Source organism: Maribacter aurantiacus (assembly GCF_005780245.1).
GTDB lineage: Bacteria > Bacteroidota > Bacteroidia > Flavobacteriales > Flavobacteriaceae > Maribacter > Maribacter flavus.
The window spans coordinates 816,370-843,078 of sequence record NZ_VBUK01000001.1 but is presented as its reverse complement, the minus strand read 5'-3'; the positions used below and the strand labels follow the sequence as shown (position 1 = coordinate 843,078).

The following is a 26,709-nucleotide window of genomic DNA, read 5'->3' as shown; positions in this document are numbered from 1 at the left end:
GGGTTGTTCGTAAGAACAGCCCTTTTTTTACTAAGATATATACCTTTGTAATAAATTCTTGCTACCCAAGACAGGTTATCAATACCCATGAAAGCTATTCGTTCCCTATTCTTTTGGAATTTTATTTTCGCTTTTCTAACACTATCACTTTTTAGCTGTAAAAAGGAAGAAGCTAACCCATTTATTCCTCTATTTAATTTGCGTGACAGCAATACGGGTATTCATTTTGAAAATAATTTAGTGTACGATGAGCAATTTAACCCCTACCTCTACAGAAACTTCTATAATGGCGGAGGTGTAGCCTTGGGCGATGTAAATAATGACGGCCTTATCGATATCTATTTTACAGGCAACATGGTAGATAACAAATTGTTTCTGAATAAAGGAAATTGGCAATTTGAAGATATTACAATCAACGCAGGAGTAGCTTGCCCTAACGTGTGGTCCACAGGAGCTACCTTTGCAGACATAAATAAGGATGGCCTTTTGGACCTATATGTATGTAAAGCTGGAAAACCAGAGGGTTCCAATCGCCACAATGAACTCTTCATAAACAACGGTGACCTTACCTTTACGGAATCTTCCAAAGAATACGGTCTGGATATTGAAGGACTATCGGTGCATTCCGCCTTTTTTGATTATGACAAGGATGGGGATTTGGATGTGTATATCCTGAACAACTCGCTTCGTTCCATAGGCGGCTTCGATTTGAAAAAGGACTTACGAATGATACCCGATAAAAATGGCAATAAATTTCTTAGGAACGATGATGGCAAATTTATTGATATAACCCATGAGGTTGGAATATACTCCAGCAAAATTGGTTTTGGACTTGGAATAACATTAGGCGATTTCAACAACGATAATTGGACGGATATTTTCATTTCAAATGATTTTTTTGAAAGAGACTATTTATATATCAACGATACTAAAGGCGGTTTTACCGAAAATCTAGAAGAATACTTTGAATCGATATCCATGGGGTCCATGGGGGCGGATCTAGCGGATTTGGACAACGACATGTTGACAGACCTTATCGTTACAGAAATGCTGCCCGCCACGGAAGAACGTAAAAAAACCAAAACCCTGTTCGAATCCTGGGACAAGCAACAGCTTGCAGAAAAACAGGGCTATTTTAACCAATTTGCTAGGAATGCACTACAAAAGAATCTTGGTAACGGATCCTTTTTAGAAGTAAGTAGACAGGCCAATGTATCCGGAACGGAATGGAGTTGGGGTGCCCTCATTTTTGATATGGACAATGACGGATTCAAGGACATATTTGTAAGTAATGGAATTTACAAGGATCTATTGGACCGTGACTATTTGGCCTTTGATGCCAATGAGGAAAAAATTAGAAATAGAATTGCCCAAAAAGAAAAAAATGTCATCACAACGCTTATAGATGCCATGCCTTCACAAGCAGTCGCAAATTCCGTTTTTAGAAATAAAGGAAACTTTAATTTTGAAAACACTGCAGAAACTTGGGGTTTGGACACTCCCAGTTTTAGTAACGGAAGTGCTTATGGAGATTTGGACAATGATGGAGATTTAGATTTGGTAGTGAATAACGTAAATATGCCTTCCTTCCTCTATGAAAATACAACCGATACACTTAATCAACGAAGCATACAATTAGAATTTTTTGACAAAGAATTAAGGGCTATCGGTGCCAAGGCCATGATTAAGTCCAATGGCAAAGTCATAGGGTACGGAGAGAACTTCGTATCAAGGGGTTTTCAAAGTAGTGTGCCCTATGGCCTCCATTTTGGAGTTGGAAATCGCACAAAAATCGATTCCTTGATAATTACATGGCCAAACGGTACCGTTAGTACACAAACCGATTTAAGAACAAACCAAAAATATAGAATCGACCAACCCATTAAAGAAACCTCTCGATTGGAGTCCCTACCTAGCATGGAAAAGTATTCCTCTCCCCTTGGTAGAATCAATCCATTATTTCATTTTATGCATACGGAGAACCGTTATATTGATTTTGACAACGAAAGGTTATTGCCCCATATGAGCAGTAATGAAGGTCCAGCCCTGACCACAGCGGACATAAATGCGGATGGTAAACCCGACTTCTTTGTTGGAGGAGCAAAAAACCAAGCTGGTAAGTTGTTCGTTTCCAATGATAATGGGTATACTGAACATGCTACACCATTTCTAAAGGATGCAGGCTCCGAAGATACTGATGCCGTATTTTTTGATGGGGATGGGGATGGGGACCTAGATTTATATGTCTGTCACGGAGGTAAGGCTTTCTCTCCATATTCCATAGAACTTAATGATGCCTATTACATCAATGATGGCACTAGTTTTATAAAATCCCAAAGCTCGCCCAATTTTAGTTCTACATTTAGCTCTTCGGTTGTAACAGCTTCGGATTTTGACAAGGATGGAGATATTGACTTATTTGTTGGTGAACGCTACAAAACCAATTTGTATGGTCTGCCAGTATCGGGATATATTCTGGAAAATGATGGAAAAGGGAATTTCACCACAAAGGAAAAACCGCATTTTAAAAATTTGGGGATGATTACCGATGCCCAATGGGGAGATGTCAACGGTGATGGATGGGATGACCTTTTAGTGGTTGGCGAATGGATGCCTATAAAGGTTTTCATCAACAAAGGGGGAATTTTTGAAGATCAAAGTACTGCTTTTGGATTCTCGGGGAGTTCAGGTCTCTGGAAGGCCATCGAGTTAAAAGATATTGATGAAGATGGGGATTTAGACCTCATTATTGGGAATATTGGCCGCAATGCTTTTTACGAGAAGAATATGAAGATATTCATTGCCGATTTTGATGGGAATGGTTTTCAAGAACAATTGATTTGTAAAGAACGGAACGGTAAATATTACCCAATAGCGGATAAGGATGAATTGGTTTCCCAAATACCTTCCCTGAAAAAGAAATTCCTATACTATAAGGATTATGCCAAAGCCGATATGACCATGATCTTTTCCAAGGAGCAACTTGCAAAATGCTATATCGCCGAACTTGATATCATTGAAAGTACGTTATTTATTAACCAAGGCGGAAGCTTCAAAGCAAAGGTACTTCCAGATGAAATACAATATGCGCCAGTTTATGCAATCTCCATAAAGGATATTAATAACGATGGATACCAAGATCTATTTCTTGGTGGAAATCAATACATGGTAAAACCTCAATTCGGGAGGTATGATGCTTCAAAAGGATGGGCTATCTTTGGACCGATTATTTCTCAAAATTCTGAAGCTAACGTGAATCCTCTTTTTATAGAAGGGCAAATACGGGCTTTGGAATGGGTTACATTAAAAGGAAAAAAAATACTAACGATAGGTAATAATAATGAAGAAGTTCTTTTTTATGAGTTCAAGAATAATCAATAGAATTGGCATCCCCTTATTGTTTTTATTAATCTTGAACTGTTCTACTGGTTCAGAATATTCGAAACTTATAAAGCGTGAAATGGCTACCGGCATCATTCACGACTCTCTACTTTTTAATTTGAAATTCGGTCAACATAGAATGGAATTTTTTAGTGCTTGTTGGAAACTGAACCAGCAAGGTTTGGTCTCCAATGGCCCCCAGAATGAGTCCGTAAAATATAAATTACCTTTGAGGCCAGAGGCACCCATGGAATCAGAAATTACCCTTCTCTTTGCAGGAAATTTCAATAATGAAAAAATTATGACAGGAATGGATCTTCAGTTTTTCTATACCGCATGGTCCATTTGGAACAAAGAGTTGCAAGCAAATAAATTGGTTCCAGTAGTTATGGATACCTTAAAAAAGTGGTATCCTGGAAATGATTTCATTAAGGTTCCTTTAGAGAAGGATAGTACCCATCTACTCGTAAAAGTTGACGGAAACCGCAGAATAGTGATAAGGCCCTTGGATGACGATCGCATTGTAAAGGCAAAAATAGACGACCTAAGGTATGTGCTTGAAGAAACAAAATAAAACGACGTTTGATAAGATGCTTTTAAGAGTAGGTGCATTTGCTTTTTTGACTTTGCTCCTGCCCTCTTGTAAAGACAAAACCAATGAGCCCGCCAATGATGTAAAAGGAACAGTTTTCAAATTACTATCGGCCCAAACTACTGGCATTGATTTCGTAAACGATTTAACATATGACCAAGAGTTCAATGTCTACAGATATCGTAACTATTACAATGGTGGAGGTGTTGCCATTGGCGATATAAACAACGATAGTCTGCCCGATATTTACTTCATTGCCAATCAAAAAGAGAATAGACTCTATCTCAACAAAGGCAATTTTCAATTCGAGGATATTACAGAAAAGGCCCATGTTGGGGGTACAAGGCCATGGTCAACCGGTGTAAGCATGGTAGATATCAATGCAGATGGTTATCTGGATATATATGTTTGTAATTCAGGTGACTTAAATGGCGAAAACAAACAGAACGAACTTTTTATCAACCAACAGGATGGTACCTTCAAAGAAATGGCGGCCGACTATAATTTGGATGATAAGGGTTATTCTACGCACGCGTCTTTTTTTGATTTTGACAAGGACGGGGATTTGGATGTCTATATACTGAATAATTCCTACAAAGCCATCGGTGGTTTTGATCTAAAAAAGAACGAACGTAACAAACGCGATATCCTTGGTGGTGACAAACTCATGGAAAATGTAGATGGCACCTTTGTGGATATTAGCGAAAAGGCTGGGATTTATGGAAGTGTCATAGGTTTTGGACTGGGGGTTACCGTTGGCGATGTGGACAACGATGGCTGGGAGGACATTTATGTTTCCAATGATTTTTTCGAGCGTGATTATCTATATATCAACAATCAGGATGGCACTTTTACGGAATCTCTGGAAAATCAAATTACCGCCACAAGCGTCGCTTCCATGGGAGCGGATATGGCGGATATCAATAATGACGGCTATAACGATATCTTCGTTACGGAAATGCTTCCATCGGAATATGATCGATTAAAGACGGTAACCACTTTTGAAGATTGGAATAAATACCAATTAAACCTTAATAGTGGATATTACCATCAATTTACAAGGAATACCTTCCAGCTAAACAATGCGGACAATACTTTTAGCGAAATAGGTAGGCTAAGTGGTGTGGAAGCATCAGATTGGAGTTGGGGCGCCTTGATATTCGACATGGACCATGATGGCCTTAAAGACCTTTTTATCGCCAACGGAGTGTATCAGGATTTAACGGACCAAGATTATCTAACTTACATTTCCAATACCGAAATTCTCAAATCCATGATTACAACAGATTCGGTGAACTATGCCAAACTCATTGACCTAATTCCTTCGAACAAAGTTGAAAACCATGCCTATAAAAACCTTGGTAATTTGGAATTCGAAAAATACGAGGAATCCGGTTTACTTGTGGAGAGTTTTTCAAACGGGGCTGCCTATGGGGATTTGGACAATGATGGTGACTTGGATCTAGTAGTAAATAACCTTAACATGGAATCTTTTGTCTATGAGAATACCACCATGGATTCCAAAAAATCGAATTACCTCAAGTTTGATTTACGGGGCGAAGGCAATAACACCTATGCCATTGGTACTAAAATTGAGGTGCTACCGTACAATATCTCGGTGGAAAATCAGCCCGTACGGGGATTTCAATCCAGCATGGACATTAGGCCGAATATCGGATTGCCCAAGAATCAAAACGTTTCGGTAAGAATCACTTGGCCCTCAGGAAAGATTACCAAACTAAATGACGTCAAAGTAAACCGGACACTTATTGTTTACGAAAAAGATGCGCAAGACCCAACATTGGATAAATCTCCTTCGGAACCCAAACTTTTCGAAAAAGTAGCGGGGCTATTGGATTTCGTCCATCTGGAGAATCGCTTCGTTGACTTTGACAGGGACCGTCTTCTTAATCACATGGTAAGTACCGAAGGTCCTAAAATGGCTTTTGGCGATGTCAATGGTGATAAAAGGGTAGATTTATTCATAGGTGGGTCAAAAGGGAACCCCCCAAGTCTTTTTATGAACACCGAAAATGGTTTCATCCTAAAAAAGACCACCGACTTTGACCAAAGCAAAAATTCTGAGGATATGGAAAGTATTTTTTTCGATGCCGATGGGGATAACGACCTGGATCTGTACGTGTGCAGTGGTGGTATCGAATATTCACAGTATTCCGCTGAATTCTTGGACCGTCTCTATGTAAACGATGGTAAGGGGAATTTTAAATTATCCGATCAAAAGCTTCCTGTTAGCAATACCTTTCATAGTTCTTCCACTATCGATGTTTCTGATATAGACCAAGATGGTGACTTGGATATATTTGTGGGGGAACGTATGATTCCTTTAAAATATGGCATGGCCGGTTCGGGCTTTTTGTTGGAGAATGACGGAACCGGCAATTTTACCGATATCACGATGACTGCCGGAACAGATTTTCAGGGCATGGGTATGATTACCTCGGCCCTCTTCCAAGATCTGGATGATGACGGGGATGAAGATTTGATCATTGTTGGTGAATTTATGGCAATCGAAATATTTATCAACGAAGCAGGAAAATTTGTTAGAAAGGCAGATAATCCGTTATTGGATTTAAAAGGCTGGTGGAACACCATTGTCCCCAGTGATTTGGACTGTGATGGCGATGTTGATTTCATTGTTGGAAACCATGGGTTAAACAGTCGGTTTAAAGCCAGTAAAGACCGGCCTATACGCTTATACGCTGCCGATTTTGACAAAAACGGATTTATTGACCCCATACTCACATTTAGAAGAGAGGATGGACAGGATTACCCCTATGCACTTAGACATGATTTGATCGAACAAATAAAGGCTATTACAAAAAAATATCCAGATTATGAGTCCTTTAAAGATGCATCTGTGTCAGCTATTTTTTCGGAGGAGGCCTTGAAAGAAGCAAGAACATTGGAAGCCAACACCCTTGAATCCGTTATACTTGTAAATAACGGTAACTTGACTTTCGAGGTTTTGCCACTCCCCATCGCTGCCCAATTTTCAACTACCTATGCAATTGCCACGAACGATTTTGATGGAGATGGCGACCAGGACATCGTGTTGGGAGGCAATCTATACAATGTAAAACCAGAGGTGGGACGATATGATGCTTCCTATGGTGTATACCTGGAAAACAAGGGAGGACTTAAATTTGAAACAATAAAAAGCGGAAAGGGCTTCAAAGTTAAAGGTGAAATTAGGGACATGGGCATCATCGACCAAAAGTTATTCGTAAGTAGAAATCGAGACTCCTTGGCAATATTTAAATTCAACTAATGAAAGCTAATCTCCTACTAGTAACAGCTACATTCCTATTCTTAGCGTGTAACAAAGTACCAGAAGATAAGGCTACTTTGGAAAAGGCTCCTATTTACTTCAGGGATGTTCCTTCGGATAGCAGCGGAATCGATTTTTCCAATGACCTTGAGGATACGGGAGATCTAAACATCATCGAATATTTATATTACTACAATGGTGGTGGCGTGGCGATAGGGGATATCAACAACGACGGATTGGAAGACGTCTACCTAACGGCAAACCAAAAACCGGACCGTCTCTATTTGAATTTAGGTGGGTTAAAATTTAAGGATATTACTGAGGACGCTGGCCTTCTTATGGATACTAGCTGGTCAACCGGGGCTACGATGACCGATGTCAACAATGACGGCTTTTTGGATATCTATGTCTGTAAGGTTGGCGATTACAAAAGTCTTATGTCCCAAAATGCACTTTATCTAAATAATGGTGATGCTACTTTTAAAGAGGTTTCCAAAGAATATGGTCTGGATTTTTCCGGGTTTTCAACCCAAGCCGCTTTTTTCGATTACGATAATGACGGAGATCAGGATATGTATCTCTTAAACCATTCCGTTCATACGCCCAGAAGTTATGGTAATATTTCCCTACGCCAAGAAAAAGATTCCTTGTCCGGCGATCGGTTCTATGAAAACAAGTTGGATGAAGGGGCTTCCTTTTTTGTTGATGTGACAGATGCCAGCGGTATTTACAGCAGTGCCCTAGGATATGGTCTGGCAATAAGTGTTTCCGATATCAACAACGACGGGTTTTTAGATATCTACGTAGGCAATGATTTCCATGAGAACGATTATCTCTATATAAACCAAGGTGATAAAACGTTTAAGGAATTTGTGGCAGATTATTTTAATCATACCTCACGTTTTACGATGGGTGTTGATATTGCCGATATAAACAACGATTTGCTTCCCGATGTCTTTTCGCTGGATATGATGCCTTTTGACGCACAAATCTTTTTGAGATCGGGCGGTGAGGACTCGGATAAGGTGAACCTCATCAAAAAAGGTTTTGGTTTTGAGGACCAATACGCCAGAAATACGTTCCAACTGAATACGGGCCAAGGACATTTTGCGGATGTTACCCTTTTAACAAATACACATGCCACGGACTGGAGCTGGTCTCCATTGATACAGGATTTTGACAATGATGGACAAAACGACATATTTATAACCAATGGCATCTATAAAAGACCCAACGACCTGGATTACATAAATTATCTAAGCAATATCGACTTTTCAAAATACCAACAAGAAGAACAAAATGAAATTGAATCCAAGCTCATTGCGCAAATCCCTACGGTAAACATTCCCAATATAATCTTTAGGAATACAGGAAACCTGACCTTTGAGCGCCTTTCGGAAGCTTCTGGACTCAGTGCCTCTTATTCGAATGGAGCCGCGTATTCAGATTTGGACAACGATGGTGATCTTGATCTCTTGGTGAACAACATCAATCAAAAGGCAAGCCTTTTGGAGAATACAAGTAATCGTGGCGGAAACAACAATTATGTCTCTGTCAAATTGCAGGGAAATCAGGAATATAAGAGTCCATATGGGGCCAAAGTACTGGTGTTTTCAGGAGAAAATCGGTTTATAAAAGAACTGACGACCGTAAAAGGGTTTCAGTCTTCTTCTACGCATAGGTTGCATTTTGGATTGGGAAACAACACTAGCATAGATTCTATTCAAATTCGATGGTTGGATGGAAAAGTACAATCGGAAACAAGATTAGGCATCAATCAAGAACATGTTATTACAAGAAAATCGAACTTACCTGATACACCAAAAAAGGAACTGGGAGAAGCCACCGATTATGAATTTTTCAATTTTGTCCATTTAGAGAACAATTATCTTGACTACGAGCGAGAACGCCTAATTCCTGAAAAATTGTCCACCGAAGGCCCTGCCTTGGTCAAAGCAGACTTTAATGGCGATGGTTTGGAGGACCTTTTTATTGGCGGTGCCAAATATCAATCCCCATCCCTTTACTTTGGAAATAACGATGGTACTTTTTCCGAAGTTAAAAATACCAGCCTTAGAAAGGATGTCATTTATGAAGATGTTGATGCCGTCGCATTCGATATTGAAAATGATGGCGATCTGGACCTTTATGTAATGAGTGGGGGCAATGAACTTGTGGAAGGAAATCCCAATTTGGAAGACCGTATCTATGTGAACGATGGAAAGGGTACATTTGAACGCCTCAACATCCCTTTGATTAAAACCAATGGAGGTAGTGTTTCTGCCGCGGATTTTGATGGAGACGGCTATGACGATCTTTTCATTGGCAATCGTTCCATTCCCGGTGGTTATGGATTGTCTCCCGTTAGTTATATTTTAAAAAATGATGGTACCGGAAAGTTCGTGGTTTTACAACAGGAAAGAATAGGTATGGTAACGGACAGTGAATGGGCGGACTTGAATGCCGATGGTCTATTGGACCTAGTAATCGTAGGTGATTGGATGCCCGTTACGGTTCTCATAAACCAAGGCGGTTCCCAATTATTGAACGAGACCCAGAAAATGGGCCTGGAAAACACAAACGGAATGTGGAATACCGTATCGGTAGCGGATTTGGACAACAATGGCCAACCGGACCTATTGGTGGGGAATGCCGGTTTAAATTTTAAGATAAAGACAAGTGTAGAGCGTCCCTTAAAATTATACATCGATGATTTTGATGAAAACCAACAACCGGATCCTATTATTTTTTATGATTTCTTCGGTAAATATGTACCTTTTGCCTCTAAGGATAAGCTCACGGAACAACTACCCTATTTAAAGAAGAAGTTTTTGAGCTATACCAAGTTTTCAAAAATTGAAGGTATCGAGGATTTGACGGGTAAAAAGGAAGAAGAAATTATGGAGACCAAACAGGTACAGGAACTTCGTTCCATGGTCTATCTAAACCTAGGAGAAAATATCAAAGCAGTTCCATTACCAATACCTGCACAAATGAGTAGTATTCAGGACTTCTTTATATCGGAAGATGGGAGTATATACTACGTTGGAAATTTCAAGGGGCAAACAAACGAATTGGGCCAAAACATTGAAAACCCCGGGGGGATTCTTCAAATGGATTCCAATAGGAACTTTATCCATAAAAGATTCCTGGAACTTCCGAAAGGTTCAGATTCGAGAAAAATAGCCCCAATTTCCCAAAACAAACTTCTGATTTTGACAAATAACGATCGTTCCTATATCCTTAAAGGAAATTGATACTTGGATTGTTAGGATTTGCCCAGCAACTCCCATAACACAATATTCTTTCTGTAATGCGCGTATCTTTTATTTTTATAATTCAGGTAGGCCATTTACCACTGACCGGGACTAAATTCATCGATAAGACTCGTTAGAACTAATAGGACCATTTATAATAAGAATGAAGCCCAATGTCAAAGTTTTACTCTTAGTCACAAATTGGATTAGAACATTTTACATATAAAAAACTAAAAAGGTTTAAGGAAAGTTTAATGTAGACCTTTTAGTCTCATTTTTAACCCTAAAGAATTGATTGGCAGTCAAAATAATGTAATTTTGTTGCTAAATCGAGGGCAAATTGATGATGAAAAATAAAATGAAATTAAAGATGTTCAAGAAAGTTTTGGCAGTATTGCTTTTAGCGGTCTTTTTTTCCTGTTCCCCGGAAAAGCAGCCTAGCACTGAACCGATCAAGGTAACGGCAGAAGACCTGCATACATCCATTGATAAGGTGGTAGAGATAATGATACACGACATTTTTTCCCCACCTGTGGCCAGTAGAATATTCGCCTACCCCAATATTGCGGCCTACGAAATCATTGCACAAGTAAATCCGGAATATAATTCCTTGGCCGGACAGGTAAATGAATTGACCCCGATACCAAAGATGGACTCCTTACAAAATGTGAATCCCAATTTGGCGGCACTTATTGCCCACATGAACATTAGCAAACAACTGATATTTTCAGAGGACAAATTCAACGTTTTACAGGATAGCCTTTTCAACAAATGGGAAACCATCAACAAGACGGAATTTGAAGCCTCAAAAGCCTATGGGGAAAAAGTTGCGGAGCATATTAAGGCATGGATGAACAAGGATAACTACCCGCAGACCCGCACCATGCCCAAATTTACGGTGGATACGGACGACCCTGCAAGGTGGCAACCCACCCCACCTGCCTATATGGACGGTATTGAACCCCATTGGAACAAAATACGTCCCTTTTTCCTGGATTCCGCAGCACAGTTCAAACCGGTACCGCCTCCGGCCTTCTCCATGGACAAGAACTCCCAATTCTATAAGGAGCTTCTGGAGGTCTACGAAACCAGTAACCGGATTACCGCCATTGGCGATGCGTCCGAAGAAGTGGCCATAGCCAAATTTTGGGACTGTAATCCGTATGTATCCGTAACCCGCGGACATTTGATGTTTGCCACCAAAAAGATTACCCCAGGGGCCCATTGGATCGGTATCACCAAAATTGCCTGCAGAAAGACAGATAGTGATTTTCAAAAATCACTTTATGCATATACCAAAACTTCTATGGCCATCGCAGATGGTTTTATCAGCTGCTGGGACGAAAAGTACCGGAGTAATCTTATCCGCCCGGAAACTTTGATAAATCAACATATTGACGAAAACTGGGTTCCCATACTTCAAACCCCTCCCTTCCCGGAATATACAAGTGGGCATAGCGTTGTTTCAGGTGCGGCCGCCACTGCCTTAACGGATATCTTTGGGGACAATTTTAGCTTTGATGACGATACGGAGCTTCCTTATGGTCTTCCCGTTAGAAGTTTTACTTCTTTCAACCAAGCTGCGGACGAGGCTGCAATCAGCAGAATGTACGGGGGTATCCATTACCGGGCCGCTGTAGAAGTGGGCGTGGGCCAAGGAAGAAAATTAGGTTCCTTGCTTATTGACAAGATAAAAATGAAAAACGACAACGCGGTCGCAACAAATCACGAATAAAAAAGTACCAAAGGAAAATTCTCGAAGTACAGACCCCTTTGGCGATGCCAATAAATTTTAGATTCGTAAATTCATACGTTCGTATCAAGATGTTACCCTATGATTAGAACGTTTCTTTTTTTACTATCCCTCACCTTCTTTTCCTGTACAAATTACGGTCAACTAAAGGTCGTTACAGATTTGCCTAGCAGCCTCAAGGAAAACTCAGGAATGGTTAGCCTAAAGGATTCCACGGTTTGGATTATTGAAGATGGAGGGAATAAGGATGAGTTATATAAGGTCGATTTTAAGGGAAATATCCTAAAGACCTTGAAGATGAAAAACGGGGACAACGATGACTGGGAAGATCTTACCAAAGATTCGTTGGGAAATGTATATATCGCCGATATAGGCAATAACAACAACAGCAGGAAAAACCTGAAAATTTACAAGGTTCCCAATCCGGAAATAGAACCTGGCGATAAAATCGATGCCGAGAAAATTGAACTAAGCTACCCCAACCAAAAAGAGTTTCCCCCTAAGAAATCGGGCCGTTATTTTGATGCCGAAGCTATCTTCCATCATAACAACAAACTGTTCATCGTAACCAAAAACAGGGCCAATCCCTTTACCGGTAGTGCTTACATCTATAGTGTCCCGGATCAAAAGGGAGTATACGAGGCCAATTTAGTTGGGGAAATCAATGTGTGTAAGAATTGGAAGACCTGCCAAATTACGGGCATAGCTATTTCACCAAGCGGCAAGAAGATAATCGCACTCAGTTACGGAAAGCTGTTCATTTTTACGGATTTTACCTGGGATAATTTCTCTAACGGAAAAATTGAGGAAATAGATTTGGGCATTAGGACGCAATTAGAATCTATCTGTTTCTTAAATGAAGATTTGATTTTATTGTCCGATGAAAGCTCTCATGGTTCTGGCAACAATCTATACTCCCTGGACTTAAGCAAGGTCAAAATCCAAAGCCGAGACCAAAGGTAAAACGAGGTCCGTCCTCGCTATGGAACAGGGCAAGGTTCAAGGTCAGGATATTCGCACTATTCAGATAAAAACCACCACCATAGGAAGTATGCCAAGTGTTTGAGGAAATTCCGGGCGACCATACCCTACCATAGTCAAATCCTCCGAAAAGCCCCAATGCCGAAGGTAAAATTCGGGTGCGCATTTTACGTAAGCTAAACCTCACATCCGTATTTTGGTAATAGGAAGCCTTTCCTGTAAAGCGTTGGTTTCGATAGCCCCTTAATCCATCGGTTCCCCCTATACTGGCAGCCTGATAGAACTCATAACCATTCCCCATATTTATGTGCCCTTTCCACTTGGTCGCCAAAACGAGTCGGCCACTAGGAATCAATTTATAGTCGAGGGAGATACTTGGAATCAAATATCCAAAATTCCTATTGGCCACACCAATGTTCTCCTTGAAGCCCAAGGCAATGGAGGTCGCCATGCCCATGGTAGGAAAGCTCCGGTTGTCATGGTTTTCATAGGAATAGGTTCCTTGGACGCCTACAAAACTATTGCCAGTCTCCTGTCCGTTCTGTTGGTAAAACGTATTGATGAAACGATTTGAAGTTTCCTCTACTTCAATGGATTCATATGAAACCCCCAGGTCGAATTTGGCACCCAAAGGGCTTCTCCATACCAATGATGGGGCAAATTCAAAATTCTGGATACGTACCCTGTTATAATCCAAGCCCAAGTCATCGTCCAAATTTTCGCTTTCATTCCCAAATCCAAAAAAGTTTATGGCAAAATTAGGGGTGGTAAATCGTGTATCCAGCGACAAGTTCCAACTCTCGAATACATTGGCAAACTCCCCCTTGTACCGTAGTTCTACGCCACTTGTGGCAAAATAATAGGAAGCACTTAAGGAATGTTGTTGGGTAAAGGGGTTTTGCCTGAAACCATTGTAGGTGTAGGTATCCATAAACCCTATTTTGACACCATCATCTGGATTGAAGCCTACCGTTGGGATCACTTGGTTATTGCTACTTCTAATATTTAAGGGGTTATAGGTGTTCACCGGATAATCGTCAGTCAGTTTGACCTTGGTTTTTGTCACCTCCTCAAAGGTGTTCTTTTTACTTTTGTAGTCATAGACAGCTACTCCCCTACCGTTCCCAATCCTATAAATATCATTGTTCTGTCCGCCAATGATCCTGACTTTAATACCACCGTAATTGTCTGGATTCTTTACCTCAAAAATATCATCGTCATCCAGGCCATAAACCCAGATTTCATTGGTGTTGGAAGTGTAAAAGACCTTATCAAAAAACTGCTTTTTCCTTTCCCCATCAATAATCCTATAGGCGCTCACTTGGGTTCTTTGCTCATCCAATCGGGTGATTACGAACCAATCATCCTTGTCAGTACCCACTACCGTGGCAAATTTGTTCAAGACTTTAAAATATTCGATAGCGGTATTTTCAATACCTTGAACCCTTGACAGCAGAATTCTTTTGATTTCTTGAACACCTGCATCCTGCACCTCCTTTGGAAACATGGTAAACGCTTCGTCAATAACCCTCTCATCAATCCTTTGCCGTAAAAATTTGGCCTGATTCCTCCAATCTTCCAAGGTACTTTCGGATAATAAGGCGAGATCCAGTACATACGTTTTTGGAGAGGAATTGAATCCTTTGACGTTTCTAATTTCCTCATGGAAACCTTCCATTAACCTGAGTCCGGGGATGATACGGGTGGCAAGACCCATAAAAATGCCATCGCCCATTTGGGAATAGGCCTGATCACGATCCCTGGGAACCGGTCTATAGACAACCTTTCCATCCTCCTTAAACTCCGCCCATCGCCATTGGTCCACATGACGGTCCCAATCTCCTATGACCATATCGAACAATCTGGCCCTGATGTAGGCATAAGTGTCTACTTCATACTTCTCGTCATCCCGAAGGTCTTCAAGCATGGAATCCGTGCTTTTCAGTTCATTGGAATATCCAAAACTCTCCAAATCCCCATGTCCATCTCCGGCATGCTCTTCGATCATATAGAGTTCGTTTCCAAAAACCTCGTTGTACTCACCCAACGCTTCCTGTTTTGGAATATAATAGAGTACCGGATTGGTATGAAGGATTCCAACGGCATCGGAAAGTTTACCAACCGTGAACGGGGCGTAGGGATGTGAACCTGTATAAAAGTCCTCCAGCAGTTCCTTTGTATAAGTTTCCTTTAAATCGTCCATAAGGTACTGATCTTGAAAAGCCATGGATTGCAAATACAGTTCAGGTAGTTTTCGAAGGGCGCGCATGACATATTCCTTTCCGGAAGCATGTCTTAAACGCAAGGACTTGGACTGATGCCCTCCTCCCTTTTTAACGGGTGTAAGTCCCCCGAACAAGGTATCTATATAGACCACGGGTGCGGTCACTTCCCTGCCATAATAGCTACGATAACGTTCTCCCCAAATCGCCTTGAAAAAACCGGATTTATCGATTTCCTCTTTGGTGTAAACGGATGCTTTTAGTTCCTTGTTGGGAATTCTAGGAAATATAGTGTCCAATTTCTGTGCATTTGGGGGCAATACTGCAGAAGTAAAAAGGAATTCCTCATTCCCCTGACCATCAACACCGTAATACCGAACCCGTGAAGACCCATCGGTATAGACTTCCAAGGTAGCGTAACCCATTCTACCGGTGGAAAACCGGGATCCATTCAATAACCTTGTTTCTCCCTTTTTAGCTCCGGAACCACTTACAATCTGAGGCGTACTGTTTTCAACGATATACTGTAATGTATGTTCGTGGCCAGAGGCAAAAATGACCCTATCCGAGTATTGCGCCAAGGTCGTTACCCTTTTTACAAGATCTAAATATCGTTTGTTTCCCATATCCTCTGTGGAAGCCCCGGATGTCCGCCTCAAAATATTTATAAAGGTTCCCAAACCTGGCAAAGGAACGGGTTGGTCCTTTGGATAAAAGTGTTTTTTGAAAGAGTATTGACCACCGTGAGGACCATAACTAGTCATTGGATGGTGCATGGCAATCAAGGTAGTTCTATCCCTGTAATCCTTTATGGCATCTTCAAGCTCCAAAAGAAATTTTTCCCGGCTTTTTATTTCACATTTATCGTTGATACCCGGCCTCCTGTTCCAGTTGGTGAGGTACCATTCCGTGTCCAAAACAATGATGGCCAGTGCATCGTTCACCTCTATTACGTCAATTGGACAACCATTTTTTGGCAAAAAGGCATCTTTATCATTCAGTTGTTCCTTGATATAATCCTCTTCCCGTTCCAATCCAATGAGGCCTTCCGTGTACCAATCGTGATTGCCCGGTATAAAAAGCTTTCTTCCCTTAAAATTGGTAAGCGTTCTCAATTGTGCATCCAAATGGCTCTTAGCGGTTAAATAAGCTACGGTAGAATCCTTGGGGTCCGGCAATCCTGCCGGATAAATGTTATCGCCCAAAAAAATGGCCGTACTATTTTCATCCGCTTGATCCAGTTTATTTTTGAAGATTTTTAAAGCCGGGTTCATACCCCCTAAAGGAGAAAGGCCCGCATCGCCAATGAGATAAAAGGTATGTTCAACTTCCTTGTGGATTTCAATGTCCTCTGCATCCCGAATGTCCGCATATTTTGTCCTATAGGTAGCACAACCCGTAATCAAAATAAGCAATAAAAGAGCGGTACCATATTTTTTCATGAAGACGTCCCTATGTTCTATTTTTTGTAATTTGGAATTCCTAAAAATATTTCCTCATGGCGGATATTCTTCAGAATACCAAAAATCACGTTGTAACCTTGCTGACAAAGGAGTTGGATTCAAACTATCTCTACCACAATCTAAGGCATACGCAACGTGTTGTTAAAAGTACTAAAGAATTATCTAAAGCATGTGCGATATCGGATAAGGAAAAAGAAGTATTGGAAATTGCCGCATGGTTCCATGATACTGGATATACGGTGGGGACTAAAGATCACGAAAAAAATAGCTGCATCATTGCGACAAAATTCCTTGAGGACCAAGGTTATGACCCGGACCTGATTTCCAAAGTAAACCGATTAATTATGGCGACGGAGAAAGATTCAGTGCCCAATTCCATTGAGGAAGAGATCATCAGGGACGCAGACGCTTCGCACTTTGCGCAAATAAGCTATTTGGAAACATCGGAACTATTACGCGAAGAGCTTAAACTATTGAACATAGCCGACTATGCTTACAAAGATTGGGTGGATGTCAATATAATAATGTTGGGCAATCAACATCGCTATTATACGGATTACGCCAAGGAAATCTGGCAAGAGAAAAAGGATGACAATTTAAAGAAGCTCATAAAAGAGAAAAAATCCATCAAGAAAATCGCAAAAAAAGAGAAGTTAAAGGCAAAATTCAAGGGTGAAAGCCCGGATAGGGGCATACAAACTTTATTCCGTGTTACGCTCAGGAACCACCTTACTTTGAGTGACATAGCGGATACAAAGGCGAACATCCTACTTTCGGTCAACGCCATAATCATCTCATTGGCTTTATCAAACCTTATCCCCAAATTGGATAATCCCTCTAACGATTATCTCATTTATCCAACCGCAATCTTTGTCCTATTCAGTGTCATATCCATGATTTTGGCCGTATTGGCCACTAGGCCAAATGTTACCAGTGGGGAATTCACTAAGGAAGATGTTGCAAAAAGAAAGGTGAACCTTTTGTTTTTTGGAAATTTCCACAAAATGGACCTACCCGATTATGAATGGGCCATCAATGAATTGGTAAAGGACAAGGACTATATCTATTCGTCACTGACCAAAGATCTCTATTTTTTGGGTGTTGTCTTGAACAAAAAATACAACTTGTTACGTTGGACGTATACAACCTTTATGATTGGAATGATTATTTCAGTTATAGCATTTGCATTGTCCTTTAAATTTTTTGGCCCGGAGAGACAGCTACAGGAACTGGTATCCCAAGCATTAGTCTTTTAAAGTAGCCATTAGATCTTCGTAGGTATAGGATTCCTGGGATTCTTGATCGGTCTTGTATAAAATTTCTGCCCTAATGGCCTTTAGACCGGAAACTCCTTGCAGTCCTTCCAACTCAACGATTTCTATCTTGTCTGTAAAGTATTTTTTGGATTTTAAAAATTTGATATATCTCAAATATTCCAGCTCGTCCTTTTTCTGAGAATAGACGATTGCAATTTTGCCAGTCTGGGTAAGTCGCTCGTTGGTTCCTTTGATATATGCCTTATCGATACGCTTTTTAATGACTTCATAACGGGCATTGTAGGTTCCATCCACATCGAATTTTTTCTCATCCATTCGAAACCGAATGGACAATGAGGAACTGTAAACCAAAATCAGGGACGTGGCATCCAAGGGAATTGGCAACTCAGGCTTCAGTTTATAATGAACATTTTCCATCTCGCACATGACCTGTAACTGCCACAACCTAAGATTGCTCAAATAAAGTGAATTAAAAACTCCATTTTCGCTAATACTCTCCCCAATGTACATGTTGTGTTCCACTCCATCCGTTTTATAGCGTTCAAAATAATGTGGGAACATTGCCTGTGCATTTTCTTGTTTTCTATCTAGTATGGAGACCAATTTTTTATTGATCATGGTCACACTTTCATCATAGTTCTTTCTATGATCGTAATAGGAACCCGTTCCCATATCGATCTTGGCTTCATAAGCCTGTATTTGTTTTGCAATTTTGCCATCCGTCTTTTTTAGATGTTCGAAAATGGGGTCGATTTCCTCCTTTACAAAATCAAAAATGGCCTGCTCGCTATTGGTATAGAGCATTTCCTTGATACTGTCCAAATGATTGTTTACCCTAAAAATGAGTTCCTCGTAAATAGGCAGGCTATTTTTTGCCAATGCTTCCTCCAAAATGCCATTTACGTGGGAAAGTTGGATCATTAGATCTCTCTGAATGGCCTTATTACGGGCTTTGGACGAATCCTTAATATCGATTTGACCATATAGCGGATAAACATCCTTAAAAACGATTTCCTTGAAGGACGGAGATCTACTCTCCAACTGATCTTTTATAAAGTATTTTGCCTCTTCCTGAAATCTCCAATAGACGGAAGAATGCACAGAGGTACACTCATTTTGAATAATGGCATCAATGAGGTTTTCCTCCTCTACCTTGGACCGCACCACTGCAGAAACTATAAAGGGCATTACATCATCCAGCTTTCGAGCATTGACTCCGTTCAATTCGTTTTTTCGATTGGAAACTACTTCCAAAACACCCAAAAGCTCGCCTTCAAAGGCTATTGGCGCCAATATGGCACTTTTAATCTCTTGTCCTTCCAGCACGTGGTATGGATCACTTTCATTCGATGTCTTGTTATATTTTTCTACATCGGAAATGGCAAAATAACTATTTTCTTGAATTAGCTTCTTATAGGAATAATTACAGAGGGCATCATGGCAAGGCTTCGAATCCTTTCCGTTGAGGATAAAGCTTGTCATATTTTTCCCGTATACTGGTTCAAATTGGTCCTTTTTTGCATTATAGACCACAAAACCAACCTTTATATCGGGCAACCTAAAGAATGACCGAAAGGTTTCCTGTAGGTTTTCCATAAAATTGTCGCTGGACCGCTTGTCGCTCGCGATTAAGCTGGATTTTATTTCAGAAATGGAATGCTCCGAAGTTACATCGAACATATTGGCAATAATAAAGCCCTTGGCCACAAAGCTATCGGGCGGAATCTTATCCTGCCAAAGGCTAAGGTTATCCGGGCTTTCCATAAGCTCATTGATATCTTCTTCAGACAGTTCTTTGGATTTATCCGTAGGAAGAATTTCCATGAAGTCCGCATTGTACATGATGCGGTAATGGTGCATTACCCCATTCGAATCCGGTATATCATAAAAATAGGGCCTGCTAAAATCAAGTTCAACCCCATAATGGAACTTGAGAATAACGATACAACCCATGATGTAATCCACCCCAATTTCCTGGTTCCTTATTTTTGGTTTATACGTTGGACCAGCCTGTTTGACGATTTTTTGAAAACGTTTGGAGGGATTGAAAAAGAAATCGAAATAAGGAATGGATGCTACCTTAATTTCGTTCTCGCCCAAGATAGGCGAAAAACTATCCTGTAGGATTAAGGAAATGACCTCCCGGTGCTCTTTTATCAATTCAAGATCGGAAAAACCGTCCCGCAACATTGGATAGGGCTTTTGGGCATCAAGAACTTGCTTGGCCCTTGCCGCCAATACAGGGTCATCGCCATCAAGCATACTTTCATACTCCCTTAAAAGTTTATCAAAACTTATTTGATAAACCAAGGGTCTTAATTTGTCATCACATCCCATATTGCGTTGGTCTCCCATACTCTCTCAAAATTACAAAACATACACCTGTTTTTTGTTAAAGTTTTACATTGCGATTTTACGGTTTTTCGGATATTTATAAAAACTTTGTAGATGTCCTCCTCAAATAGACTTTCAAGAGCGTATTCAAACGCAAAATATATTTCGTTTGATGATACCTCTAAGTTTATCCTTTTTAGTGATTGTCACCGGGGAGACAATAGTTTCGCCGATGATTTTGCCAATAACAGGAACATTTATTTCCACGCCCTAAACCACTATTACAATGAAGGTTTCGATTATTGCGAGTTGGGTGATGGTGACGAACTTTGGGAAAACCTTCATTTTGAATCAATCTTTGAGGCCCACAAGAATGTCTATAAACTCTTGAAAAAATTTCATTTGGAAAAGAGGCTACATATGATATGGGGAAACCATGATATGGTCTATAAGGATAAGGCCTATGTAGACAAGTATCTCTCCAGTTATTTTGAGCCTATTGACAATACCGATAAGGAGTTGTTTGAAGGTATAACCTACAACGAGGCCATCGTATTGAAACATACCAAGACCCAACAGGAATTGTTTCTTACCCACGGGCACCAGGCAGATTGGTGGAACTATACCTTTTGGCGATGGGGTAGGTTTTTGGTGCGCATTCTTTGGAAACCCTTGCAGGTTTGGGGTATAGCGGATCCCACCAGCCCGGCAAAGAACTTTAAGGAACTGATAAAGCTGGAGCGCCGGATCAAACGATGGATATTACAGAACAACCTACTCATTACCATTGTAGGCCATACTCATAGACCTAGGTTTCCGGAACCCGGAGATATTCCCTTTTTCAATGATGGTAGTTGTGTACATCCAAGGAGCATAACGGGCATTGAAATCGAAAATGGTCAAATTTCGCTTATAAAATGGCAAATCGATACTACTTTGGATGGAACACTAAAAGTTGTAAGATTACTGCTTGAAGGACCTCAAAAGTTAGTGGACTATATGAAAAAAAAGTAATTGTGGAACTTGACAGGCTTATCGAATACATTCCAATACGTCATAATCTTATTTCAACCATAATGTTTTTGGGGGTAGTCCAAAGCTCCTTCCTGTCAATTGTACTCCTTCTTAATTCCAGCAACAATGTTGGCCTTAAATGGTTGGGGTTTTCCATATTGGCTACCGCCCTTATTTTTTTGGATGTTTATGTTTGCTACACAGGTCAAATTAAATATGTGCTGTTTCTAAACGATTCCACAGAAGCATTGGTTTTAACTATAGGACCAACACTTTATCTGGCCATTTACTGCTTTTTGAAACGAGAGAATGTTACTTTCAAAAAACATTGGTTGCACTTTATGATACCAATTGGATATTTTTTGTCGCAGATTCCATTCTATTTGGCTCCAATATCGGTGAAATACAATGCCTATATTGGTGCCTATTATTCGAAGTTTCCTAGTGCCAGGATACCGGAATCTTTTAACTACAGCTATCATTACATAAAAGATATTTTTGATTGGCTGATACTTGCTACATTTCTTTTTTATACAATATTGTCCTTAAAAATGGTATGGGAAGAAAAATCCAGATTAAAAGAAATTGGGGTAAAGAACAAATCCAGTAAATATATTTTCACACGAAATACGGTTATAGTTCTGTTCATATTACTGGTACTCATATTTTCAATCTTCTATTCATTTGATGACGATGGAGGAGATCATTACTTGGGTATTTTCAACAGCTGTCTTGCATTTTTAACAACCTATGTCTTGGTCTCGGAATCCCGGTTTTTTGAAAAATCCTGGGTTGCGGACAAGTATGAAACCATTGGTCAATCTAAATCAAACCTAAATCTTGTTAGTATTGAATCCTATGTAGATGAAAACAATTATTTTCTTCTCCAAGATGCTTCACTAAACGATTTGGCCACTATTCTAAAAGTTCATCCAAACCATATATCAAAAATTATAAATCAAGGTAAACATTCCAATTTCAACGATTTTATAAATCAGAAAAGAATAGTCTTCTCCCAAGGGAAATTGATAGACCCCGGCTTTTCCAATTTGACCATAGAGGCCATAGGAGCAATGGCGGGTTTTAAGTCGAAATCCGCGTTTTATTCTGCATTTAAAAAGCACACAGGCACTTCACCATCCGCATATATAAGGTCTTTTTCTCCAAAATTGTAATTCAGGACAGTAAGCGTACCCTAAAAATTTGTCCATTTTAAGGTCAGGTCGATATTTGCCGTAAAAGTAAATCATGGAGACCACAATTAGGAGATACGATTTGGACTGGTTACGGGTTATCGTATTTGCATTGCTTATTTTTTATCATGTAGGTATGTTTTTTGTACCCTGGGGATGGCATATCAAAAACAACGTTATTTACGATTGGCTAAAGTGGCCCATGCTATTTTTAAACCAATGGCGATTACCTATATTGTTTGTTATATCCGGCATGGGTACCTACTATGCCTTTTCAAAAAGAAATCTTGGCCAGTTCAGTTGGGAACGAATTAGAAGATTAGGGATTCCTCTTATATTCGGGATGATCTTCATTGTACCGCCTCAAGTTTATATAGAACGATTGGCCAAAAACCAATTTTCAGGATCTTATCTAGACTATTTTACCTCAATCGCTTTTAAGGGTGTATATCCGGCAGGCAACATTAGTTGGCATCACTTGTGGTTCCTACCTTATCTACTTGTTTTTTCACTTTTATTAGGGCCTTTGTTCGTTTACCTAAGAAATTACAAAAACCGTTTTAGCAATTGGATTAAAAAAATCATTGGCAAGCCCTTTGGTATATATTGGTTCGTTTTGCCACTCTACCTTTTGGAAGCATTGGTAGAACCTTTTTTTGATATAACCCATGCATTGATAGACGACTGGTTCAACTTTAGCTTTAGTTTGGTCTTGTTTTTTTACGGCTTTCTTCTAATTTCTACCGCAGATATATTTTGGAAAGTTGTGGAGGAATTAAAATTCAAAGCACTTTTAATAGGTGTTTTCACCTTTCTGAGCCAAGTTTTCATTTGGATATTTTTGGAAGACGGATATGTGGTCCATTTTACCGAAGCATTACTTAAAGTAGGCAATATTTGGTCTTGGATTTTGGTGCTTTTTGGGTTTGCAGCAAAATATTTAAACCATAAAAGTTTCTCTCTTTCCTATGCCAATAGGGCCGTGTATCCCTTTTATATCCTTCACCAAACAGTCACCGTTGTTTTGGCTTACTTCTTAATGGACCTTTCTTGGGGACTATTTCCAAAGGCATCACTCCTTATTTTGGGAACTTTTGGATTTAGCTGGTTGATATATCATTTCTTAATTCTAAAAATTCCGTTATTACAGCCCTTCTTTGGTTAAAAAAAGAAACGACAGCAATGATCTAAACTCTATTCGCCAATGTCTTCAATGCAATTATAAATGCATCAAGTTCCTTGGTGGTCGTATAAATATTTGGGGTAATCCTACAGCCCTGAACATTGGCATAATCAATCGCTACGGTAAATATGTTGTATTCTTCCAACAAGCTTTTGGCCAAGTCGGCCGGTTTCATGTGTGCTATGCCAACATTGGCAATACCACAGCTTCGGTGGGGATCTACAGGGGTATTTACCACAATGTGTTCCACGTTTCGGACTGCATCGCTCCAATACCGTTGTAAATAACGGAGTCGGTCTTCCTTTCTTTGTAGTCCGATATTTTCCAAATAATCTATAGCATCGTCTATGGCCAAATCGGTATGAACGGGCAATGTCCCCGTATGGTTAAGTCTTCTGATTTCGGGCACCTCATCCGTATGGTCAGCGAAAAGGGGCCAAATCTTGGCGATGTGTTTTTTTGCAACGAACAACATGCCACTGCCCAAAGGAACACTTAGCCATTTATGAAGGCTACTGCCATAATAATCACACCCAAGTTCCGCGATATTTACATCAATATGTCCAACACAATGCGCACCGTCTACCATTACCTCAACCCCGTGGCTATGGGCCATATCACATATTTTCTTGATAGGTAGGATTTGTCCCGTGATGTTAACCATGTGGCAGACCATCAACAATTTCGTCCTTGGGGTTATTTGGGATTCGTATAGGGAAACGATTTCTTCATCGGAGGCCGGATGGTTGGGAAGGGAAACGACCTTATTGACAACACCAAACCTTTTTGCCACCAAACCAAACTGGTCTTTCATGGCCCCATAATCCTGTTGTGCAAAGATGGCCTCGTCTTTCTTTTGCCATGGATAACCCCCAATGATCATATCCAAGGACTCCGTTGTATTTCTTGTGATAATCAGTTCCTCTGGAGAAGCACCTACCAATTGTGCCAAACGGTCCCTAACCTTGTCCTTATTTTCCCATTGTACCGTACGCATGTAATAGGAGGCCTCATAGTTCACCATATGGATGTGCCGTATATACTTTTCCATGGTAGGTTTTGGAATGAAGTTATAGTAGCCGTTTTCCAGATTGATATAATCCGGTTTTAGGTAGTAATCCTCGCGTATCCGCTGCCAGAAAGCATCCTCATTTTTGGGATATGGGGTTTGGGATTCTTCCAAAGGGTACTGGGGAAGTGCCAAAAACGGGGAAAGGAGCGCCGCACCACCCAATTGCTTTATAAAATCTCTTTTGTTCATCAGGATAGGGTCTTTTCTTAAAAGTATTAAAAAAGGAGCACTTGCATTTTACAAACCTTAAAAATTACGGATAGGTCAGGAAATTTATACTTTTTAAGGAAAATGGAATCGGCATGGAAGCGATACCTTCCTCCTAAAAAATTATCTTATATTCGGGTTTACAAACCAATCCAATAACAACCCATGCCTCTTGTCATCGTAGTCCTTGGAATCCTTCTTTTGTTCCTTTTGGTCGCAAAATTCAAACTCAACGGTTTTATCTCCTTTATTTTGGTTTCCCTTTTTGTGGGAATTACCGAAGGAATGGAACCCATTGCCGTTGTTAGTTCCATTCAAAAAGGTATTGGAAACATACTGGGCTTCCTCGTTCTCATATTAGGGCTTGGCGCCATGTTGGGCAAGCTGGTTGCGGAAAGTGGGGCCGCACAACGAATAACCACAAAGTTGGTGGATAAATTCGGGAAAAAGAACATTCAATGGGCCGTAGTGCTCACAGGTTTTATTGTGGGCATTCCCATGTTCTATTCCGTTGGTTTTGTGATTTTGGTGCCTCTGGTATTTACGATTGCCGCAGCCACAGGTTTACCACTACTTTATGTGGGCCTTCCCATGCTTGCTTCCCTTTCCGTTACCCATGGCTACCTTCCCCCACATCCCGCCCCTACGGCTATAGCGGCGACTTTTAATGCGGACATCAGCAAAACGCTCCTGTATGGTATCATCGTGGCCATTCCGGCTATAGTGGTAGCGGGACCGTTTTTGTCCAGAACAATGAAAAATATCAAGGCCTCCCCTTTAAAAGAATTGATGAACCCCACCATACTTACGGATGATGAAATGCCAGGAACCGGAATCAGTATTTTTACGGCCCTACTTCCGGTAATCCTTATGGCGATTGCGGCCCTGGCCGCACTTTTTCTTCCTGCCGATTCCTTCCTAACTTCTATTTTAGTTTTTTGCGGGGACCCAGTGATGGCCATGCTTCTTTCGGTATTGGTAGCAATCTACACGTTAGGTTTGGCCCGTGGAAAATCAATGAAGGAAGTAATGGATACCGTTGGTGAGGCCGTAAAGGGTATTACCATGGTTTTATTGATCATTGCCGGGGCAGGTGCCTTAAAACAGGTATTGGTAGATAGTGGGGTAAGCGAATATATTGGAAATGCCCTAAGCGGATCTTCCATTTCACCGCTAATATTGGCATGGTTGATCGCAACGATCATAAGGGTTTGTGTAGGATCGGCCACGGTCGCAGGGTTGACCGCTGCAGGTATTGTTCTGCCGCTGATCGAAGGTACGGGCACCAGCGCGGAACTTATGGTTTTGGCCATTGGATCTGGCAGTCTTATGCTTTCGCATGTAAATGACAGCGGATTTTGGTTATTTAAAGAGTACTTTAATCTTTCCATAAAGGATACCATTAAATCATGGACTTTGATGGAAACGACCGTAGGTGTCATGGGTCTTATAGGTGTTTTGATCTTGAATCAGTTTATATAAATTATAGTA

Annotated in this window: 14 protein-coding genes; 11 read left to right on the top strand and 3 right to left on the bottom strand. The window is 40.5% G+C overall.

Annotation, left to right across the window (positions count from 1 at the left end):
- Nucleotides 1-87 precede the first annotated feature (87 nt).
- The 6 genes from FEK29_RS03610 (at nucleotide 88) to FEK29_RS03585 (ending at nucleotide 13,235) form a co-directional block, all read left to right on the top strand.
- Nucleotides 88-3,381, top strand: coding sequence for a VCBS repeat-containing protein (locus FEK29_RS03610; protein ID WP_138257012.1), 3,294 nt, complete (start codon nucleotides 88-90; stop codon nucleotides 3,379-3,381).
- On the top strand, nucleotides 3,359-3,955 hold the full coding sequence (locus tag FEK29_RS03605) for a hypothetical protein (protein ID WP_138257011.1): 597 nt from the start codon (nucleotides 3,359-3,361) through the stop codon (nucleotides 3,953-3,955). Before FEK29_RS03610 ends, FEK29_RS03605 begins: the two co-directional genes overlap by 23 nt.
- Nucleotides 3,956-3,971: 16 nt before the next feature.
- Nucleotides 3,972-7,262 carry a VCBS repeat-containing protein gene (locus tag FEK29_RS03600; protein ID WP_138257010.1) on the top strand — a complete coding sequence of 1,097 codons (3,291 nt, stop codon included), beginning with the start codon at nucleotides 3,972-3,974 and terminating at the stop codon, nucleotides 7,260-7,262.
- Nucleotides 7,262-10,519, top strand: a complete 3,258-nt coding sequence (locus FEK29_RS03595; protein WP_138257009.1) for a VCBS repeat-containing protein — start codon at nucleotides 7,262-7,264, stop codon at nucleotides 10,517-10,519. The genes FEK29_RS03600 and FEK29_RS03595 overlap by 1 nt, the downstream gene beginning before the upstream one ends.
- A 370-nt stretch (nucleotides 10,520-10,889) precedes the next feature.
- A complete protein-coding gene (locus tag FEK29_RS03590) occupies nucleotides 10,890-12,254 on the top strand; it encodes a vanadium-dependent haloperoxidase (RefSeq protein WP_240042651.1) in 1,365 nt (454 codons plus the stop codon).
- Between the two features lie 99 nt (nucleotides 12,255-12,353).
- Nucleotides 12,354-13,235 carry a hypothetical protein gene (locus FEK29_RS03585; protein WP_138257008.1) on the top strand — a complete coding sequence of 294 codons (882 nt, stop codon included), beginning with the start codon at nucleotides 12,354-12,356 and terminating at the stop codon, nucleotides 13,233-13,235.
- Here FEK29_RS03585 and FEK29_RS03580 read toward each other — a convergent pair.
- Nucleotides 13,207-16,917, bottom strand: a complete 3,711-nt coding sequence (locus FEK29_RS03580; protein ID WP_138257007.1) for a metallophosphoesterase — start codon at nucleotides 16,915-16,917, stop codon at nucleotides 13,207-13,209. The two genes, FEK29_RS03585 and FEK29_RS03580, sit on opposite strands and share 29 nt — an antisense overlap.
- Nucleotides 16,918-16,973: 56 nt before the next feature.
- Between FEK29_RS03580 and FEK29_RS03575 the strand changes: the two genes are divergently transcribed.
- Complete coding sequence (locus FEK29_RS03575) at nucleotides 16,974-18,194, top strand: Pycsar system effector family protein (protein ID WP_138257006.1); 1,221 nt, start codon at nucleotides 16,974-16,976, stop codon at nucleotides 18,192-18,194.
- On the opposite strand, the gene FEK29_RS03570 is transcribed toward FEK29_RS03575, so the two are convergent.
- Complete coding sequence (locus FEK29_RS03570) at nucleotides 18,183-20,570, bottom strand: GAF domain-containing protein (protein ID WP_240042650.1); 2,388 nt, start codon at nucleotides 20,568-20,570, stop codon at nucleotides 18,183-18,185. The genes FEK29_RS03575 and FEK29_RS03570 overlap by 12 nt on opposite strands.
- A 93-nt stretch (nucleotides 20,571-20,663) precedes the next feature.
- On the opposite strand from FEK29_RS03570, the gene FEK29_RS03565 reads away from it, so the two are divergent.
- The 3 genes from FEK29_RS03565 (at nucleotide 20,664) to FEK29_RS03555 (ending at nucleotide 23,921) form a co-directional block, all read left to right on the top strand.
- Nucleotides 20,664-21,563, top strand: coding sequence for a metallophosphoesterase family protein (locus FEK29_RS03565; RefSeq protein ID WP_138257005.1), 900 nt, complete (start codon nucleotides 20,664-20,666; stop codon nucleotides 21,561-21,563).
- Between the two features lie 2 nt (nucleotides 21,564-21,565).
- Complete coding sequence (locus FEK29_RS03560) at nucleotides 21,566-22,738, top strand: helix-turn-helix domain-containing protein (RefSeq protein WP_138257004.1); 1,173 nt, start codon at nucleotides 21,566-21,568, stop codon at nucleotides 22,736-22,738.
- A 73-nt stretch (nucleotides 22,739-22,811) separates the two neighbouring features.
- A complete protein-coding gene (locus FEK29_RS03555; protein WP_193554875.1) occupies nucleotides 22,812-23,921 on the top strand; it encodes an acyltransferase family protein in 1,110 nt (369 codons plus the stop codon).
- 22 nt (nucleotides 23,922-23,943) lie between these two features.
- Here the strand turns inward: FEK29_RS03555 and FEK29_RS03550 are convergent, their stop codons facing one another.
- The gene (locus FEK29_RS03550) at nucleotides 23,944-25,200 is read right to left on the bottom strand and encodes an aminotransferase class V-fold PLP-dependent enzyme (protein WP_138257003.1); all 1,257 of its coding nucleotides are present in this window, start codon (nucleotides 25,198-25,200) and stop codon (nucleotides 23,944-23,946) included.
- A 183-nt stretch (nucleotides 25,201-25,383) separates the two neighbouring features.
- Between FEK29_RS03550 and FEK29_RS03545 the strand changes: the two genes are divergently transcribed.
- A complete protein-coding gene (locus FEK29_RS03545) occupies nucleotides 25,384-26,700 on the top strand; it encodes a gluconate:H+ symporter (RefSeq protein WP_138257002.1) in 1,317 nt (438 codons plus the stop codon).
- Nucleotides 26,701-26,709: the final 9 nt, after the last annotated feature.

Excerpts from the sequence above, each read along its gene's own strand:
- FEK29_RS03580 (WP_138257007.1), bottom strand. The coding sequence starts at position 16,917 with ATGAAAAAATATGGTACCGCTCTTTTATTGCTTATTTTGATTACGGGT.
- FEK29_RS03555 (WP_193554875.1), top strand. The coding sequence starts at position 22,812 with ATGGAGACCACAATTAGGAGATACGATTTGGACTGGTTACGGGTTATC.
- FEK29_RS03565 (WP_138257005.1), top strand. The coding sequence starts at position 20,664 with ATGTCCTCCTCAAATAGACTTTCAAGAGCGTATTCAAACGCAAAATAT.
- FEK29_RS03605 (WP_138257011.1), top strand. The coding sequence starts at position 3,359 with ATGAGTTCAAGAATAATCAATAGAATTGGCATCCCCTTATTGTTTTTA.
- FEK29_RS03570 (WP_240042650.1), bottom strand. The coding sequence starts at position 20,570 with ATGGGAGACCAACGCAATATGGGATGTGATGACAAATTAAGACCCTTG.
- FEK29_RS03590 (WP_240042651.1), top strand. The coding sequence starts at position 10,890 with ATGTTCAAGAAAGTTTTGGCAGTATTGCTTTTAGCGGTCTTTTTTTCC.
- FEK29_RS03610 (WP_138257012.1), top strand. The coding sequence starts at position 88 with ATGAAAGCTATTCGTTCCCTATTCTTTTGGAATTTTATTTTCGCTTTT.
- FEK29_RS03550 (WP_138257003.1), bottom strand. The coding sequence starts at position 25,200 with ATGAACAAAAGAGATTTTATAAAGCAATTGGGTGGTGCGGCGCTCCTT.
- FEK29_RS03600 (WP_138257010.1), top strand. The coding sequence starts at position 3,972 with ATGCTTTTAAGAGTAGGTGCATTTGCTTTTTTGACTTTGCTCCTGCCC.
- FEK29_RS03585 (WP_138257008.1), top strand. The coding sequence starts at position 12,354 with ATGATTAGAACGTTTCTTTTTTTACTATCCCTCACCTTCTTTTCCTGT.
- FEK29_RS03575 (WP_138257006.1), top strand. The coding sequence starts at position 16,974 with ATGGCGGATATTCTTCAGAATACCAAAAATCACGTTGTAACCTTGCTG.
- FEK29_RS03595 (WP_138257009.1), top strand. The coding sequence starts at position 7,262 with ATGAAAGCTAATCTCCTACTAGTAACAGCTACATTCCTATTCTTAGCG.
- FEK29_RS03545 (WP_138257002.1), top strand. The coding sequence starts at position 25,384 with ATGCCTCTTGTCATCGTAGTCCTTGGAATCCTTCTTTTGTTCCTTTTG.